15 protein-coding genes are annotated in these 15,910 nt (G+C 68.0%); 4 read left to right on the top strand and 11 right to left on the bottom strand.

Annotated elements, in window-relative coordinates:
* Nucleotides 1-40 precede the first annotated feature (40 nt).
* Complete coding sequence (locus ACNR9W_RS11170) at nucleotides 41-1,024, top strand: AraC family transcriptional regulator (RefSeq protein WP_419267234.1); 984 nt, start codon at nucleotides 41-43, stop codon at nucleotides 1,022-1,024.
* On the opposite strand, the gene ACNR9W_RS11175 is transcribed toward ACNR9W_RS11170, so the two are convergent.
* The gene (locus tag ACNR9W_RS11175) at nucleotides 1,021-1,917 is read right to left on the bottom strand and encodes a LysR family transcriptional regulator (RefSeq protein WP_419267233.1); all 897 of its coding nucleotides are present in this window, start codon (nucleotides 1,915-1,917) and stop codon (nucleotides 1,021-1,023) included. The two genes, ACNR9W_RS11170 and ACNR9W_RS11175, sit on opposite strands and share 4 nt — an antisense overlap.
* 112 nt (nucleotides 1,918-2,029) lie before the next feature.
* Here ACNR9W_RS11175 and ACNR9W_RS11180 point away from each other — a divergent pair, with 112 nt between their 5' ends.
* The gene (locus ACNR9W_RS11180; RefSeq protein ID WP_419267232.1) at nucleotides 2,030-3,229 is read left to right on the top strand and encodes an acyl-CoA dehydrogenase; all 1,200 of its coding nucleotides are present in this window, start codon (nucleotides 2,030-2,032) and stop codon (nucleotides 3,227-3,229) included.
* A complete protein-coding gene (locus tag ACNR9W_RS11185; protein ID WP_419267231.1) occupies nucleotides 3,229-4,386 on the top strand; it encodes a CaiB/BaiF CoA transferase family protein in 1,158 nt (385 codons plus the stop codon). The genes ACNR9W_RS11180 and ACNR9W_RS11185 overlap by 1 nt, the downstream gene beginning before the upstream one ends.
* Nucleotides 4,387-4,389: 3 nt before the next feature.
* On the opposite strand, the gene ACNR9W_RS11190 is transcribed toward ACNR9W_RS11185, so the two are convergent.
* The 5 genes from ACNR9W_RS11190 to bglB all read right to left on the bottom strand — a co-directional run bounded on the left by ACNR9W_RS11190 (nucleotide 4,390) and on the right by bglB (nucleotide 9,729).
* A complete protein-coding gene (locus tag ACNR9W_RS11190; RefSeq protein ID WP_419267230.1) occupies nucleotides 4,390-5,730 on the bottom strand; it encodes a glutamine synthetase family protein in 1,341 nt (446 codons plus the stop codon).
* Nucleotides 5,731-5,797: 67 nt separating this feature from the next.
* The gene (locus ACNR9W_RS11195; protein WP_419267229.1) at nucleotides 5,798-7,096 is read right to left on the bottom strand and encodes a TRAP transporter large permease; all 1,299 of its coding nucleotides are present in this window, start codon (nucleotides 7,094-7,096) and stop codon (nucleotides 5,798-5,800) included.
* A gap of 3 nt (nucleotides 7,097-7,099) precedes the next feature.
* Nucleotides 7,100-7,612: a TRAP transporter small permease gene (locus ACNR9W_RS11200; protein ID WP_419267228.1), complete on the bottom strand. Its 513-nt coding sequence runs from the start codon at nucleotides 7,610-7,612 to the stop codon at nucleotides 7,100-7,102.
* Nucleotides 7,612-8,583, bottom strand: coding sequence for a TRAP transporter substrate-binding protein (locus ACNR9W_RS11205; RefSeq protein WP_458478489.1), 972 nt, complete (start codon nucleotides 8,581-8,583; stop codon nucleotides 7,612-7,614). The genes ACNR9W_RS11200 and ACNR9W_RS11205 overlap by 1 nt, the downstream gene beginning before the upstream one ends.
* A 27-nt stretch (nucleotides 8,584-8,610) precedes the next feature.
* Nucleotides 8,611-9,729, bottom strand: a complete 1,119-nt coding sequence (bglB, locus tag ACNR9W_RS11210; RefSeq protein WP_419267226.1) for a beta-galactosidase BglB — start codon at nucleotides 9,727-9,729, stop codon at nucleotides 8,611-8,613.
* Between the two features lie 199 nt (nucleotides 9,730-9,928).
* Between bglB and kdgR the strand changes: the two genes are divergently transcribed.
* Nucleotides 9,929-10,711, top strand: a complete 783-nt coding sequence (kdgR, locus tag ACNR9W_RS11215) for a DNA-binding transcriptional regulator KdgR (RefSeq protein ID WP_419267225.1) — start codon at nucleotides 9,929-9,931, stop codon at nucleotides 10,709-10,711.
* Here the strand turns inward: kdgR and ACNR9W_RS11220 are convergent.
* The 5 genes from ACNR9W_RS11220 to ACNR9W_RS11240 are packed head-to-tail and all read right to left on the bottom strand — an operon-like array spanning nucleotide 10,702 to nucleotide 15,866.
* On the bottom strand, nucleotides 10,702-12,066 hold the full coding sequence (locus tag ACNR9W_RS11220; RefSeq protein WP_419267224.1) for an FGGY-family carbohydrate kinase: 1,365 nt from the start codon (nucleotides 12,064-12,066) through the stop codon (nucleotides 10,702-10,704). The two genes, kdgR and ACNR9W_RS11220, sit on opposite strands and share 10 nt — an antisense overlap.
* The gene (rhaM, locus tag ACNR9W_RS11225; RefSeq protein WP_419267223.1) at nucleotides 12,063-12,377 is read right to left on the bottom strand and encodes an L-rhamnose mutarotase; all 315 of its coding nucleotides are present in this window, start codon (nucleotides 12,375-12,377) and stop codon (nucleotides 12,063-12,065) included. Before rhaM ends, ACNR9W_RS11220 begins: the two co-directional genes overlap by 4 nt.
* On the bottom strand, nucleotides 12,377-13,366 hold the full coding sequence (locus ACNR9W_RS11230; RefSeq protein WP_419267222.1) for an ABC transporter permease: 990 nt from the start codon (nucleotides 13,364-13,366) through the stop codon (nucleotides 12,377-12,379). The genes rhaM and ACNR9W_RS11230 overlap by 1 nt, the downstream gene beginning before the upstream one ends.
* On the bottom strand, nucleotides 13,363-14,334 hold the full coding sequence (locus ACNR9W_RS11235) for an ABC transporter permease (protein ID WP_419267221.1): 972 nt from the start codon (nucleotides 14,332-14,334) through the stop codon (nucleotides 13,363-13,365). The genes ACNR9W_RS11230 and ACNR9W_RS11235 overlap by 4 nt, the downstream gene beginning before the upstream one ends.
* Nucleotides 14,331-15,866: a sugar ABC transporter ATP-binding protein gene (locus tag ACNR9W_RS11240; protein WP_419267219.1), complete on the bottom strand. Its 1,536-nt coding sequence runs from the start codon at nucleotides 15,864-15,866 to the stop codon at nucleotides 14,331-14,333. The genes ACNR9W_RS11235 and ACNR9W_RS11240 overlap by 4 nt, the downstream gene beginning before the upstream one ends.
* Nucleotides 15,867-15,910: the final 44 nt, after the last annotated feature.

A 15,910-nucleotide genomic window follows, 5' to 3' on the forward strand; every position in this document is an offset into this window, starting at 1 on the left:
GACCAGAATTGCTGATCGGTTTTGCAACAGGGGCGGCAGGATGGAGCGGCAGATCTCGGCCGGGTTCGTAGGGGATGCGCTGGCCGCGCTGGGCCGCGCCGGGATCGACCCGGCGGCGGCGCTGCGCGCGGCGGGCATCGCCGATCCCGGCACGGCCGTGACGAACCTGCAATACGGGCGGCTGTGGCTGGCGATCAGCCAGGCCCTGGGGGATGAGTTCTTTGGCCTCGGCGCCCGCCCCATGCGGCCCGGCAGCTTTCAGCTGCTGTGCCAGGCGGTGCTGCATGCGCGGACGCTGGACCGCGCGCTGCGCCGGGCGCTGTTGTTCCTGACGGTCGTGCTGGACGACCCGGTGGGCCGGCTGCGCCAGCAGGACGGGTGCGCGCAGATCGTGCTGACCGATCGTGACGGGCCGCGCCCGGCCTTTGCCTATCGGACCTACTGGCTGATCCTGATGGGGGTGATGTGCTGGCTGGTCGGGCGGCGCATCCCGCTGATGCAGGTCGATTTTGCCTGCCCGGCCCCGGACAACCGGAGCGACTATGGCCAGTTCTTCGGTGCGCCCGTCCGCTTTGACCAGCCCGAGACCTGCCTGGGCTTCTCGACCGCCTATCTGGCGCTGGCGCCGATCCGCAGCGAGGCGGCCCTGCAGGGTTTCCTGCGCGGCGCGCCGGCCAACATCCTGCTGCGCTATCGCCACGACCAGGACCTGTCGACGCGCATCCGCGCCCGGCTGCGCGCGCTGCCCCCCGGCGACTGGCCCCACTTTGACCGGCTGGCCCATGACCTGGCGCTGTCGCCCGCCACCCTGCGCCGCCGCCTGCGGTCCGAAGGCCAGAGCTTTTCCGCCCTGCGCGACGAGATGCGCCAGGCCGAGGCCCGCCGCCTGCTGACCGCCGGCGAGGCCCCCGTGGCCGAGATCGCCGCCCGCTTGGGCTATGCCGAACCCAGCGCCTTTCACCGCGCCTTCCTGAAGTGGTCGGGCAGCACCCCCGCCGCCTTTCGCACCCCGCGGCGGCGTTAGGGCGCATCCTGCCCCGCGGCCTGCGCCAGCCACTGGCGAAAGGCCACGATCGGGCCATAGCCGTGCTTTGTCTCGGGCCAGGCCAGCCAGTAGCTGCCCCCCGCGGGCACCGCCGGCGCAAGGATCGGGCAAAGCCTCCCCTCGGCGATCTCGATCCGCGCCAGGTAATCCGGCAGCAGCGCCACCCCGATCCCGGAAATCGCCGCCTGCACCATCATCGAGAAGGTATCCATCCGCATCCCGCCCACGGGCCGCGGCTCGGCCCCCTGCCCCCGGAACCAGTCGTCCCAAGCCTGGACCCGCGTCTCCAGGTGCATCAGCGGCAGCCCATTCAGATCCTGCGGACCCTTGATCGGGTGGCGGCGCAGAAAATCGGGAGCGGCACAGGCGGTGAGGCGTTCCGGGAACAGCTCCAGATGCTGCGCATGCGCCCAGTCCGGCGCGCCGTAAAAGATCACCGCGTCGAAGATTTCGGCATCGAAGTCGAACCGCTGGATGCGCGTCGACAGGTTGACCGAAATGCCCGGATGCTTGGTCAGGAACTGCGCCAGGCGCGGTGCCAGCCAGCGCGTTCCGACCGTCGGCGCCGCCGCCAGGGAGAGGGTCCCGCCCTCGGGGTTCGTCACCACGTTCATCGAGGCATTGCGGATCAGGTCCAGCGCCCGCGTCACGTCGCGCTGATAGGCCAGCGCCGCCGCGGTGGGGACCAGCCGCTTGCGTTCCCGCAGGAACAGCGTGCAGCCCAGTTGCTCCTCCAGCGCCTGCACCAGGCGGCTGACCGCGCTTTGGGTCAGAGACAAATCGTCGGCCGCCGCCGTGACCGATCCGTGCCGGATCACCGCGTCAAAGGCCAGCAGGAGGTTCAGCGAGGGCAGGAAGCGGCGCGGGCGCATGGAATATTCCAAAACCGAATAAACTCATACGATCATATCCGTTCCATCCCGCCGTCAAGTCGCTAGAACCTGTCGCAAGCGAATGATGATGGCCGCAGCGGAGGATCGGACAATGGCAGGACATTCCCACAAGGGCGAAAGCTTCAACTGGCAGGACCCCTTTCTGCTGGAGGACCAGCTGTCCGAGGACGAGCGCATGGTCCGCGATACCGCCGCGGCCTTCGCCAAGGACCGGCTGCTGCCGCGGGTCGAGAAGGCCTATCTGAACGAGGAGACCGACCCCGAAATCTTTCGCGAGATGGGTGCATCGGGCCTGCTGGGCGTGACCATCCCCGAGGAATATGGCGGGGTCGGCGCCTCCTATGTGTCCTATGGGCTGGTCGCGCGCGAGGTCGAGCGGGTGGACAGCGGCTATCGCTCGATGATGTCGGTCCAGTCCAGCCTGGTGATGTTCCCGATCCATGCCTATGGCTCGGAGGCGCAGAAGCGGAAATACCTGCCGAAACTTGCCAGCGGCGAATGGATCGGCTGCTTTGGCCTGACCGAACCCGACGCGGGGTCGGACCCCGGTGGCATGAAGACCCGCGCCACCCCGACCGAGGGCGGATACCGCCTGAACGGCGCCAAGATGTGGATCTCGAACAGCCCGATCGCGGATGTCTTCGTGGTCTGGGCCAAGTCCGAGGCGCATGGCGGCAAGGTGCGCGGCTTTGTGCTGGAAAAGGGCATGAAGGGTCTTTCGGCCCCCAAGATCGGCGGCAAGCTGAGCCTGCGCGCCTCCATCACCGGCGAGATCGTCATGGAGGATGTCGAGGTCGGCGAAGAGGCGCTGCTGCCCGGCATCGAGGGCATGGGCGGCCCCTTCGGCTGTCTGAACCGGGCCCGCTATGGCATCAGCTGGGGCGTCATGGGCGCGGCCGAGGATTGCTGGCTGCGCGCCCACCGCTATGGCATGGACCGCAAGCAGTTCAACCGCCCGCTGGCCGCGACCCAGCTGTACCAGAAGAAGCTGGCTGACATGCAGACCGAGATCGCCCTGGGCCTGCAGGCCAGCCTGCGCGTCGGCCGCCTGTTCGACGAGGGCCGCTTTGCCCCCGAGATGATCTCGCTGATCAAGCGCAACAACTGCGGCAAGGCCTTGGACATCGCGCGGATGGCCCGCGACATGCATGGCGGCAACGGCATCCAGATCGAATACCACGTGATGCGCCATTCCCAGAACCTGGAGACGGTGAACACCTACGAGGGCACCCATGACGTCCATGCCCTGATCCTGGGCCGCGCCCAGACCGGCCTGCAAGCGTTCGGCTGATGTCGGACGCGCCGCTGAGGGGCCTGAAGGTCGTCGAACTGGCGCGGATCTTGGCCGGTCCCTGGATCGGCCAGACCCTGGCCGACCTGGGAGCCGAGGTCATCAAGGTCGAGGCGTCGGGCGGCGACGACACGCGCAGCTGGGGGCCGCCCTTCATCGACCGGCCGCGCCCCGATGGCGGGACGGAACGCGTGGCCGCGTATTTCCACGCGGCCAACCGTGGCAAGACCTCGGTCACCTGCGACTTTGCCGATACGGATGACCTGGCGCGGCTGAAGGCGCTGATCGCCGGGGCAGATGTCGTGATCGAGAACTTCAAGGTCGGGGGGCTGGCCCGGTTCGGGCTGGACTATGCCAGCCTGTCCAAGGGCAATCCGGGGCTGGTCTATGCCTCGGTCACGGGCTTTGGGCAGGACGGTCCGCGGGCGCAGCAGCCGGGCTACGACTTCATGATCCAGGGCCTGTGCGGGATCATGGACCTGACGGGCGAGCCGGACGGCCAGCCGCAAAAGATCGGCGTCGCCTGGATCGACATCCTGACCGGGCTTTACGGCGTGATCGGCATCCAGGCCGCCCTGGCCGAACGGGCGCGGTCCGGCCTTGGCCAGCATCTGGACCTGTCGCTGATGGATTGCGGCGTCGCCGCGCTGGCCAACCAGGCGACGAACCACCTGCTGGGCGGGCTGGTGCCGTCGCGCCTGGGGAATGCGCATCCGAACATCGTGCCCTATCAGGTGTTTCCGGCCGCGGACGGGCATGTCGTGATCGCCTGCGGCAACGACCGGCAGTTCGCGGCGCTGTGCCGGGCGCTGGACCTGGCAGATCTGGCGGGGCAGCCGGATTTCGCCACCAACGGCGCCCGCGTGGCCCATCGCGATCGGCTGGTGGCACGGATCGAAGCCGCGACCCGCCAGCGGTCCCGCGCCGCGCTGATCGAGGCATTGACCGCCGCCGGCGTCCCCTGCGGCCCGATCAACCAGGTGCACGAGGCGCTGGCCGACCCGCAGGTCGTCGCACGCGATCTGGTGATCGCACCAGAGGGCATCGCCGGCCTGCGCACGCCGCTGCGGTTTTCGCGCAGCCCGCTGGCGCTGGACCGGGCCAGCCCCCTGCTGGGCGACGGCCGCTGGCAGTTCGGCGACATGCCCCGGGCGTGAGCGCTAGAGCGTGCCGTAAAGCTGCCATTCGATATCGGTGACGTGATCGGCCAGGCGCGCGACCTCGTGCTGCTTGATGGCCGCATAGGCCGTGTGCAGGTCGGGGCCGAGGATGCGCCGCATGCTGGCGCAACCCGCAAAGGCCTGGACCGCCTGCGACCAGTCGCATGGCAGGGGCGGCGCGCCTTCGGCCGAGGATGCTGGGCCCGGATCGGTTCGCGCCTCGATCCCGTCCAGCGCGCTGCCCAGCACGCAGGCGGCGACGAGGTAGGGATTGGCATCCACCCCCGCCACGCGGTGTTCGAAATGGCGCGCGGCCCCATCGCCGCCGGGGATGCGCAGGGCCACGTTCCGGTCATCCAGGCCCCAGCTGTTGCAGGCCGGCGAATAGATCGCCCCCGACAGGCGGCGCCAGGAATTCAGCGTCGGCCCCAGCACCAGCATGCTGTCGGCCATCGCCGCACGGATCCCGCCAATGGCGTTCAGCATCAGGGGCGACAGGTCCCCCTGTGGGCCATCGGCAAAGAGGTTCGCCCCGCCCCGCGGATCAGTCAGGGACAGGTGCAGGTGCATCCCCGACCCCGACCGGCCGCCGAAGGGTTTCGCCATGAAACAGGCCCGCATGCCAAAGCGACGGGCCGTGCTGCGCAGGATCTGGCGGACCAGCACGATGTCGTCGGCGGCGCGCGCCAGGTCGCGATAGCGCAGCGTCAGCTCGAATTGGCCCGGCGCGTATTCCGAGATCAGCGTTTCCAGCGGCAGGTCAAAGCTGGCGGCCGCCGCATAAACGGCTTCGAAAAAGGGCGACATCTCGTCCAGCTCATCCACCGACATGCAGTTGGTCCCCGAAAGCCGACGCCCCCCAAGCGGCGCGCGCGCCATGCCGCCCCGCGCATCCAGCAGGTAGAATTCCAGCTCCAGCGCCCCCATCGGCTGATAGCCGGCCGCGCGGGCGCGCGCGATCTGGGCCATCATCGCGCCGCGCGGGTCATGGGGCACCGGCCCGCCCTGGCGGTCGAACATCTGCAACAGCACCAGCCCGCGCCCATTCGGCTGCCGGCCCAGGGTGCCGGGCACCGGCCAGCAGAGGCTGTCGCCGCCGCCATCGCGTTGGGTGTCCAGCGCGGCGGGCACGTCGTTGCCCTCGACATCCTGCGCAAAGAGCGAGGCCGGCATGCCGCGCCCGGCCCGGAACAGCGACGCCAGCTCATGCCGTCGGATCATCTTGCCGCGGCCGATCCCATGCAGGTCCGACAGCAGGATGTCGATCGCCTCGACCTCCGGATGCGCGTCCAGAAAGCCCTGCGCCTCGTCCGTCAGCGCCCCCGTGGGTGCAGTCACCATCGCGTTCCCTCCTGCGGCATCGGCCACAGGTTTCCACGTTGCGGCGCCGGGCTCAAGCCGGGGCGGATTACAGCCCGAACTGGCGCGGCAGCCACATGGTCAGCGCGGGAACATAGGTCACCAGCAGCAGCACGGCCAGCAGCAGCAGGTAGAAGGGCCCCAGCGCGCGGACCGCCGTTTCCACCCGCACCCGCGCCACGCCCGCGCCGACGAACAGGCCCGTTCCCACCGGCGGGGTGATCGTGCCGATGGCCAGGTTGAAGATCATGATGACGCCGAAATGCACCGGGTCATAGCCGACCTTCTGCGCGATGGGCAGCAGGATCGGGGTGAAGATCAGGATCGCCGGCCCCATATCCATGAAGCAGCCCACGACCAGCAGGACGATGTTGATGATCAGCATGACCAGGATCGGGTTGTCGGAAATGGCCAGGATCAGCGCCGTGACCGCCGCCGGAATGCCGGTGAAGGCCATCGCAAAGCTGAGCGCGGCCGAAGCCGCCAGAAGCAGCATGATCGTTCCGGTCATCTGCACCGTCTCCATCAGGAAGCCGGGCAGCGCGCGCAGCGGCACGGTGCGGTGGATGACGAAGGCCAGCAGCATCGTGTAGATGACGGCGATGCCCGAGGCCTCGACCGCGGTGACGATGCCCAGCATGATGCCGCCGATGATGAAGACGATCAGCATCAGGCTGGGGATGGCGCGGCCGATGACGCGGACCGCGTCCTGCATTCCGATCCGGCCGGCCACCGGCCAGCCGGATCGGCGGGCGATGACGCCGGTCAGGATCATCATGCCAAGCCCCCACATCAGCCCCGCCATCGCGCCCGCCATGAACAGCGCCGCGATCGAGGCACCCCCCGCCACCAGCGAATAGATGATGAAGGCGGTCGAGGGCGGGATCAGCATGCCGGTGGGCGCGCTGGCGATGTTCACCGCCGCCGCGAATCCCGGGTCATAGCCTTCGCGTTTCTGCATGGGCACCATCACGCCGCCGATCGAGGTCGAGGCCGCGATGGCCGAGCCCGAAATCGCGCCGAACAGCATGTTGCCCGCGATGTTGGTCTGGGCCAGCGATCCGGGAATGCGGCCCGCGATTAGCTTGGCGAAATCGACCAGCCTGACCGCGATGCCGCCCGAATTCATGATGACGCCCGACAGGATGAAGAACGGCACCGCCAGCAGCGAAAAGCTGTCCAGGCTGGCCAGCATCTTTTGCGCCGAGGTGAACAGCGCCATGTCGAAGGGCACGACCAGCAGCACCGCCGCGATGGCGGCCGCCGTGATCGACAGCGCCAGCGGAATGCCCAAAGCCGTCAGGACGCCGAAGACCGAGATCAGGATCAGGCTGGCAGGACCGGACATGGTTCATTCCCCCATCAGTTCGGCCTGCCGGTCCGGATCGGCGTGATGCGTGCGCCCGCGTATCAGGTCGGCCAGGTTCAGCAGGCTGTAGAGGATCATCAGCCCGCCGCTGACCGGCAGCGACAGATAGACCCAGCTCATCGGGATGCGCATGACCGCGCTGGTCTGGCGGGCGGCGATGTTGACGCCCTTCATGCCGCCCCAGACCAGGACGACGGCCGCGAAGACCACAAAGGCCAATGCCACCAGCGCATCAAGGCGCAGCCGCGCGCGGCCGGCCAGCCGGTCGCGCAGCATGTCCACGCTCATATGGCTGCCGCGGCCGGTGGCAAAGGCCGCCCCCAGCATCGACATCCAGATCACGCCGTAACGCAGGATCTCTTCGGTCATCGAGGAGGGCGCGTTCAGCGCATAGCGGCTGATCACCTGCCAGGCCAGCACCGCCACCAGCGCCATCAGAAGGCTGCAGCACAGGGCGCCCAGGACCAGGTCCAGCCCGCGCCGCAGCCTGTCCATCACTGGGCCCCGGCGCCGCGGATGGCCGCGACGACCTCGGCCGTCTCGCCCTGCAGTTCGTCATACATCGGCTGGACGGCCTCGCGGAAGGGTGCGTTGTCGACCTGGTGGAAGGTCACGCCGAACTGTTTGGCCGATTCCTGGGCCGCCGCTTCGACGGCCGCGTCCCAGACCAACTTGTGGAACTCGGTCGATTCCCTTGCGGCCTCGGCCACGGCGCTGCGCTGCTCCTCGGTCAGGCGGTCCATCGCGGCGGTGCCGATCAGCAGGATGTCGGGGATGCGGCTGTGGCCGTCCTCGCTGTAATGCTTGGCCACCTCGGCATGGCGGGCGATGGTCAGGGCGAACTCGTTGTTCTCGGCCCCGTCCAGGACGCCCTGCTGCAGCGAGGTATAGACCTCGGCCTGGCCCATGGCGACGGGCGTGGCGCCCAGCAGTTCGGTCATGCGGATGGCGGTCGGGCTTTGCAGCACGCGGATCTTGAGGCCCTTCAGGTCCTCGACCGTCTCCACGGGCTTGTTCACGGTGTAGAAGTTTCGCGCACCCGAATTGTAATAGGTCAGCCCCAGAAAGCCCAGGTCGCGGGTGGACTCATAGATCGGCTGCATGATGGCCGCGTCGTCCATCACCCGATAGAAATGCTCCTGGTCGTCGAACAGGTAGGGCATCGGAAAGACGCCATAGACCGGCGCAAAACTCTCCAGCAACCCGCCCGACACCTTGGTCATGTCCAGCGCGCCGCCCTGCACCATCTCGACCATCTCGCGTTCGCCGCCCAGCTGGCCGTCGGGAAAGAACTGGACGGTCACATCGCCGCCGGTCTTTTCCTCGACCAGGTCCGCGAACTTCTGCATCGCCTCGACCGTGGGGGTCGCGTTCTGGGCATAGCCGAAACGCAGCGTCTCGGCCTGGGCCGCGCCCGAGGCCAGGATCAGGGCCAGGGCCGTCATCGTCGTCATGCGGGTCATCATGTCTCCTCCTCCAAGGACAATGGCGCGTCAGATATAGCCGCGCAGGTATTCGGCCAGCGCCAGCATCGCCATCGCCTGCCCATAGGGCATCGAGGTCTGCTTGATCTGGCGGTAATAATCGAGGTCGCTGCCCATCGCGGTGCCAAAGGACACGTTCTGCAACTCGCCCTCGGGGCTGATATTGTCGATCACGGCGCGGATCGCGCGTTCGGCCACGGGGGCATAATCGGCGGGCAGATAGCGGCGGCGCACACCCTTCAGCAGGCCATAGGCGAAACCCGCCGCGGCCGAGGTTTCCAGATAACTGTTCCTGTCGTCCAGCAGCGTGTGCCACAACCCGCTCTCGTCCTGCGTGTCGCGCAGCGCGGCGGCCTGCCGGTTGAACAGCGACAAGAGGTGACGGCGGGTCGGGTCGCCCTCGGGCAGGTTCAAGAGTTCAACGAACTCGGGGATCACGATGGTGATCCAGCTGTTGCCCCGCGCCCAGAGCGCGCGGGCAAAATTGTGGTTGCCGTCAAAGGTCCAGCCGTGGAACCACAGGCCCGATTGCGTGTCGGCCAGGTACTGCGCGTGCAGCAGGAACTGGTATTTCGCCTCGTCCACGTAATTCGGGCGGTTCAGCACCAGGCCGATCTTGGCCAGCGGCATCACCGACATCATCAGCGTGTCGTCCCACAACTGCTGGTCGTTCACGCTGTTGTAGACGATGTGCTGCAGGCCCCCTTCGCGGGTGCGCGGCATCTCGTGCATGACCCATTCGGCCCAGCTGTCCAGATAGGGCAGCCACATCGGGTTGCGGTCGCGCTCGTAAAGATGGGCCAGCGTCAGGAAGGGCGCGACGGTGTTGATGTTCTTGGTCGGCGTGCCTTCGGTCAAGCGGGCGTCGAACCAATCGCGGATGATGCCCATCGCCTTGTCGCTGCCGGTCAGCTGCCAGTATTGCAGCAGGCCGTAAAGGCCGATGCCATGGGTCCATTCCCAGCCCGCCCAGCCCTTGGTGTCGATCACGCGCCCGTCTTCCAGCCGCAGCAGGAACTCTCCGGTCTCGTCGGTGATGTTCACCAGGTTGTCGGCCAGGCGCTCGATCAGCCCCGAGACCTCGCCGCGCGAGATGAAGCGCTCCCTTTGCCGCAAAAGCGGATGCATGATCGTCCCCCTGCTCATTCCGGAATGTCGTTCCGGAATTGAAGGAACCACAGTCCGTTTCGGAAATCAAGCCCCTCCAGCAGACGGGTGGAACGAAAGGAGTGGCTGGAAATGCCTGGAGTTGCAGAGGCGTGGGCAGCCCTTGACAGAAGCTCGCAAAATTTCCAGAATGTAGTTCCGAAAAATAATGAACGACGCCATGACCCAGAAACCGCAGAAGACCGAAAATGCCGCTGCCGTGCTGAAGGTGTTCGCGGTGCTTGAATCATTGGCCGAGGAACGCCGCGCCAGCCTGGCCGACATCGCGCAGCGGGCGATGACATCAAAAACCACGGCGCACCGCCTGCTGCAGACGATGGTCGACCTGGGTTATGTCGAACAGGAGGCCGACAGCGAGAAATACGGCCTGACGCTGAAGCTGTTCGGGCTGGGCGCGCGCATCCTGCGCGGCCAGCAGGACCTGCTGCGGGCCTGCGACCGCGAGATGGGCAAGCTGTCCCGCGCCACGGGGGAATCGATCAACCTGGGCGTCATGGACGATTTCGACCAGCGCGTGGCCTATATCCACAAATATGACAGCGCCTATAACCTGTCGATGCAATCCACCCTGGGCAAGCGCAACCCGCTGCACTCGACCTCGCTTGGCAAGGCGCTGCTGGCCTTTCGCGACGACGACGAGATCCGCGAGCGGATCGCCGCGATGGAGTTGAAGAAGCTGGCCCCGCGCACGATCACCGACCCGGGCCTGCTGTTCGACGAGCTGATGCAGACCCGCGCGCGCGGCTATTCCGAAGAGATCGAGGAAAGCGAAACCGGCGTGCGCTGCATGGCGGCGCCGGTGCTGGACCATGCGGGCAAGTCGGTCGCGGCGATCAGCATCGCCTTTCCGCTGGTCCGCTTCGACGAGACGCGCAAATCCGAATATGTGCGCCTGCTGACGGAGGCGGGACAGGCCGCCTCGGCGGCGCTCGGCTACAGCTGACACCCGACCCTCGCGCGCCAGTCGGCGGCATAGGTCCGCAGCGCCTCGGCATGGGCCGGCATCGGCCAGGCCTGCGTCGCGGGCGCCCTGCCCCGCGGCAGGCACAACAGCGCCGCCCCGACCGAGGTTCCAGTGGCCGAGGCCGCGGTTTCCACGCCCCCTGTGCGCAGCGCGGCCAGCATGTCCAGGAAATCCGGGTTGCGGGCAAGGGGACCCTCGATGACCGTGGGCCCCCGGGCGGCGATCAGGTCCAGGCAGGTGACGGTCATCAGCGCCAGGTACCAGGACAGCGCCACCATGCGCGGACCTTCGTCCCGGGGTTCGTTGATCCACTGCATCCGGCGGCTGCGAAAGGGGCCGGACCCGGGTTCGACCGCAGGCAGGATCATCATGCCCCGGTCCAGCACCATCGCGCGGTCCGCAGGGTCCGGCTGCACTGTGCTGCCCCCGCGGATGATCTCGAACTCGCGCCCGCCCATGAAACGCGCCGAGGGCACGGGCTGCCCCAGCGCGTTCACGTTCACCAGCACGTCGCGGGCCGGGTCCAGCACCGCCGCCCCACCGCCGATCGCCATGGCCACGACCCAGGTCCCGGTCGAGACGACCGCAAAAGGCGCGCGGCGGCCCAGCACATGCGGATAGAGCGAGGCATTGCTGTCATGGATGCCGACCGCCACCGGCGTTCCGGCCGGGATGCCGGTCCGCGCCGCGACCATGGGCGCAAGTCCGCCCAGAACCTCGTTCGCGCGGCGCGCGGGCGCGATCCTGCCTGCCAGATCCAGCCGATCGACCAGCGCCGAAAATTGCCCCTGCCACGGGTCCCACAGGTCGGTGTGGCAGCCAAGCGAGGTCACGTCGCTGGCCAGTTCGCCGGTCAACCGCCAGCCCCAGTATTGCGGGTAGGTCACCACATGCGCCACCCGCCGCTGCAGATCAGGCTGCGTGTGAAACAGCCAGTGCAGCTGCGCGCCCAGGTTCAGACCCGCCGGCAGCCGGGGTGAGCCGGTCCGGGCGAACTCCGGGCGCAGCCGGTCATAATCTGCCGCCAGCGCATCGGGGCCGGGATGTTCGTAATCCAGCATCGGGACGGCCACCCGGCCCTCTGCGTCCAGCAGCACCGCCGCCGCGCCATGCGTCGTGACCGAGATCGCATCGACGCTATGTTCGGCCTGCATCGCCGCCAGCCCGTCCAGGAAGAACTGCCAATGCCCCTCCAGGTCCACATGCGGCCAGGGCGGTCCGGGCAGCGGGCGATTGGGCCGGGTCAGGACGGCGATCTCGGCCAGCGTGTCGCCGTCGACCAGGGCCAGCTTGGCATTGGTCTTGCCAATGTCGATGACGGCAATGCGGGTCATGGCAGGTGGAACATCGGGACCAGCGGCACCGCAACCGGTTCGCCATCGGGATGGGTCGCCATGATATCGGCCATATGCGCCCACCAGCGGCGCATCACCGGATGATCGGGCAGGTCATCCATACCATGATCGTCGCGCCGCCACAGGACGCCGAACAGCGCGTCCGTCTGCGGGTCCAGATGGATCGAATAGTCCTGAACGCCCGCCTCCTTCAGCAGCGCGACCAGTTCGGGCCAGATCCGGTCATGGCGGCGGCGGTATTCCTCGGCCATGCCGGGGTTCAGCATCATCCGGAAGGCGTATTTCTGCATCATCTCCTCCGCAGCAGGACCAGCAGGCGCGGGACCGCGATGACCGCGATCAGCAGCGCGCCCACGACAATCGACATGACGATGCCCGGAACGTTCATCAGCCCCAGGCCAAAGGTCACCAGCCCCATGACCAGCGCCGCCAGAACGACGCCCAGGATGCTGCCCGACCCGCCCAGGATGCTGACCCCGCCCAGGACGACGATGGTCACGACCTCCAGCTCGAACCCCGAGGCGATGGACGGCCGGGTCGAGCCGAGGCGCGAGGTCAGGCAGATCGCGGCGATGCCGCTCATGACCCCGGTCAGCAGGAACAGGATAAAGCGCACGCGGTCCACGCGGATGCCGGAAAACCGTGCGGCGGTGGCGTTGTTGCCGATCGCATAAACGGTGCGGCCAAAGCTGGTCCGGTGCAGCAGGATCCCGAAGACCAGCGCCGACAGGGCAAAGATCACCAGCTCGACCGTGATCACCCAGAAGACATAGCCCTGTCCGAACCAGGCAAAGCTGGCCGGATAGCCGGTGAAGGCGCCGTCCCCCAGCACGATGTAGCTGATCCCGCGAAAGAGGCTCATGGTGCCGATGGTGACCACGATCGAGGGCAGGCCAAAGCGCGCGACCATCAGCCCGTTGAAGGCCCCGCAGGCCAGGCCCGTCCCCAGGCCCAGCAGCACCAGCACCGGCGTCGGCGCCCCCGCGGCCATGGCCACCCCCATCACGGTCGAGGCCAGCGCGATGATCGCGCCCACGGAGAGGTCGATTTCGCCCGCCACGATCAGCATGGCCATGGCAAAGGCGATCATCGCCTTTTCGGTGAAGTTGAAGCTGGCGTCCGACAGGTTCCAGGGGTCGAGGAAATAAGGCGAGGCCATCGCGTTCAGCACAAAGATCGCGATGGCCACGACCAGCAGCAGCGCCTCCCAGCTTTTCAGGGCGCGGGCGGCGGGGCCGGTCAGGCGGTCGGGGATCTGGCGGGCGGTCTGGGGGGTCATGTCCGCACCTCGGCGCGTTTCAGGATGATCCGGCCGGGTTCGCGCCGGCTCATGGCGTTGAAGGCGATGGCCAGCAGGATCGCGGCCCCCGAGATCGCCATCTGCCAGAAGGGAGAGATCCCGACGACCGGCAGGGCGTTCTTGATGATGCCCAGGAACAGCGCCCCCAGCACGGCGCCCGCGACGCTGCCCGAACCGCCGGCGATGGCGATGCCGCCGATCACGCAGGCGGCGACCACGTCCAGCTCGAACCCGCTGGCGATGTCGACATAGGCCACCGCATAGCGCGCGACCCACAGATAGCCGGTCAGCCCCGCCAGCGCCCCCGACAGCACAAAGGCCGCGAACTGCGTCCGCCCGACCGAGATGCCGGCATAGACCGCCGCATGGGGGTTGCCGCCGACCGCCAGGAAGGCGCGCCCCAGGGGCGTGCGCGTCATCAGCAGTCCGACCAGCGCCACGGCCAGGACCGCGATCCAGGCCATGACCGGCAGGCCCAAGATCACCTGGCGGGGAAAGGCCTTGAAGCCCGCGCCCATCTGGTGGGCGTTCACCCAGGCCCCGTCCGTCATCAGGAAGATCGAGCCGCGATAGATCGTCATCGTGCCAAGCGTCACCACGATCGAGGGGATGCCCAGCGCCCAGACCAGCAGCCCGTTGAAGGCGCCAAGGGCGGCGCCAAGCGCGATCACCGTCAGCAGGATCAGCGGCAGCGGCACGCCCGCGCCGTTCATCAGCGCCGCGACCATGCCGCAGAGCGCCAGGTTCGCCGCCACCGACAGGTCGATGCATTTCGTCAGGATCACCGCCATCTGGCCCAGCGCCAGCAGGATCAGCGGTGAGGTGTCCGTGAACACCCGCGCCAGGTTGGCGGGGGCGACAAAGGCCGGAAAGCGGCTGGCGATCAGCGCCAGCAGCGACAGGATCGCCAGCGCCAGGATCGCCTCGCGCGATTTGAGCAGGGTCATGCGGCCTCTCCTTCGCGCTGGCGGTCCAGGCCCACAGCGGCGCGGACCAGGTTTTCGGGCGTCATGGCGGCGCCGGTGAATTCGGCGGCCAGGCGGCCCTCGCGCATGACGATGACGCGGTCGGACATGCCCAGCACCTCGGGGATCTCACTGCTGACCATGATGACGGCCAGGCCTTCGGCGGCCAGTTCCGACATGAAGTCATGGACGGCGGCCTTGGACCCGATGTCGATGCCCTTGGTCGGCTCGTCCAGGATGATGACGCGGGGTTTGGTGGCCAGCCACTTGGCGATGACCACCTTCTGCTGGTTGCCGCCCGACAGCAGGGCAATGTCCTGGTCCAGGCTGGCGGCGCGCAGGTCCAGCCGCTGCGTATAGTCGCGGGCCAGGGCAAACTCCTCGGCCAGCCGCAGGAACCCTGCCCGACTGGTCCGCGCCAGCGAGGGCAGCGTGACGTTCTGGAAGATCGGCAGCCCCTTCACCGCGCCTTGGCGGCCGCGATCCTCGGGGACATAGACGATGCCCGCCTCCACCGCCTGCGCGGTGGTGCGGATGACGCGCACCTGCCCCTCGATCCGGCAGGCGCCCTTCGACGGCTGCGTGATGCCGAACAGCGCCTGCATCACCTCGGACCGGCCGGCGCCGACCAGGCCGTAAAAGCCCAGGATCTCGCCCGCATGCAGGGTGAAGGTGATGTCCTCGAACTCGGTCGGGTGGCAATAGCCCGCGACCGTCAGCAGGGGCGCGCCGATCCGGGCGGGGCGCTTGGGATAGATCTGGTCCACCGAACGGCCGACCATCAGATTGACCAGTTCGGCTTCCGTGACGTCGGCCATCATCCCCTCGCCCACGAACTGCCCGTCGCGGAACACCGTCCAGCGGTCGGCGATGCGGAAGATCTCGTCGAACTTGTGGCTGATGAACAGGATCGCCTTGCCCTGTGCCTTCAGCGTTTCGACCAGGTCGTAAAGCTCGGCGATCTCCTTGTGGGACAACGCCGCCGTCGGCTCGTCCATGATGACCACGCGCGCGTCGATGGAGAGGGCGCGGGCGATGGCGACCAGATGGCGGCTGGCGATGCCCAGGTCGCGCAGCCGCGCCGCCGGGTCCAGGTCGGCCCCGATCGAACGCAGGATGCCGCCCGCCCGGTCACGCATCGCCCGCCGGTCGATCAGCCCAAGCCGGGTGCGCGGCGCGTGGCCGATGAAGATGTTCTCGGCCACGGTCAGCTCGTCGAACAGCACCGTTTCCTGGTGGATGGCGGTGACCCCCGCCCGGCCCGCCGCCTGTGCGGTCGGAAAGGTGACGGGGCGGCCGTCCACGCGGATCTGACCCTCGTCGGGCTGATAGATGCCGGTCAGCAGCTTGACGATGGTGGACTTGCCGGCGCCATTCTCGCCGATCAGCGCGGTCACCTGGCCCGCATGCAGCTGCAGCCGCACGCCGTCCAGGGCGCGCACGCCGGGGAATGTCTTGACGATGCCGTCAAGCGACAGCACGGGGCCGGCCGCGGCCGGGGGATCAGCCTGCATGGGAAATGTCCTGCTGGAAGGGCCCCGGCACATGGCGCGCCGGG

It is taken from the genome of Paracoccus sp. T5 (genome assembly GCF_048538155.2).
Taxonomy (GTDB): Bacteria; Pseudomonadota; Alphaproteobacteria; order Rhodobacterales; family Rhodobacteraceae; genus Paracoccus.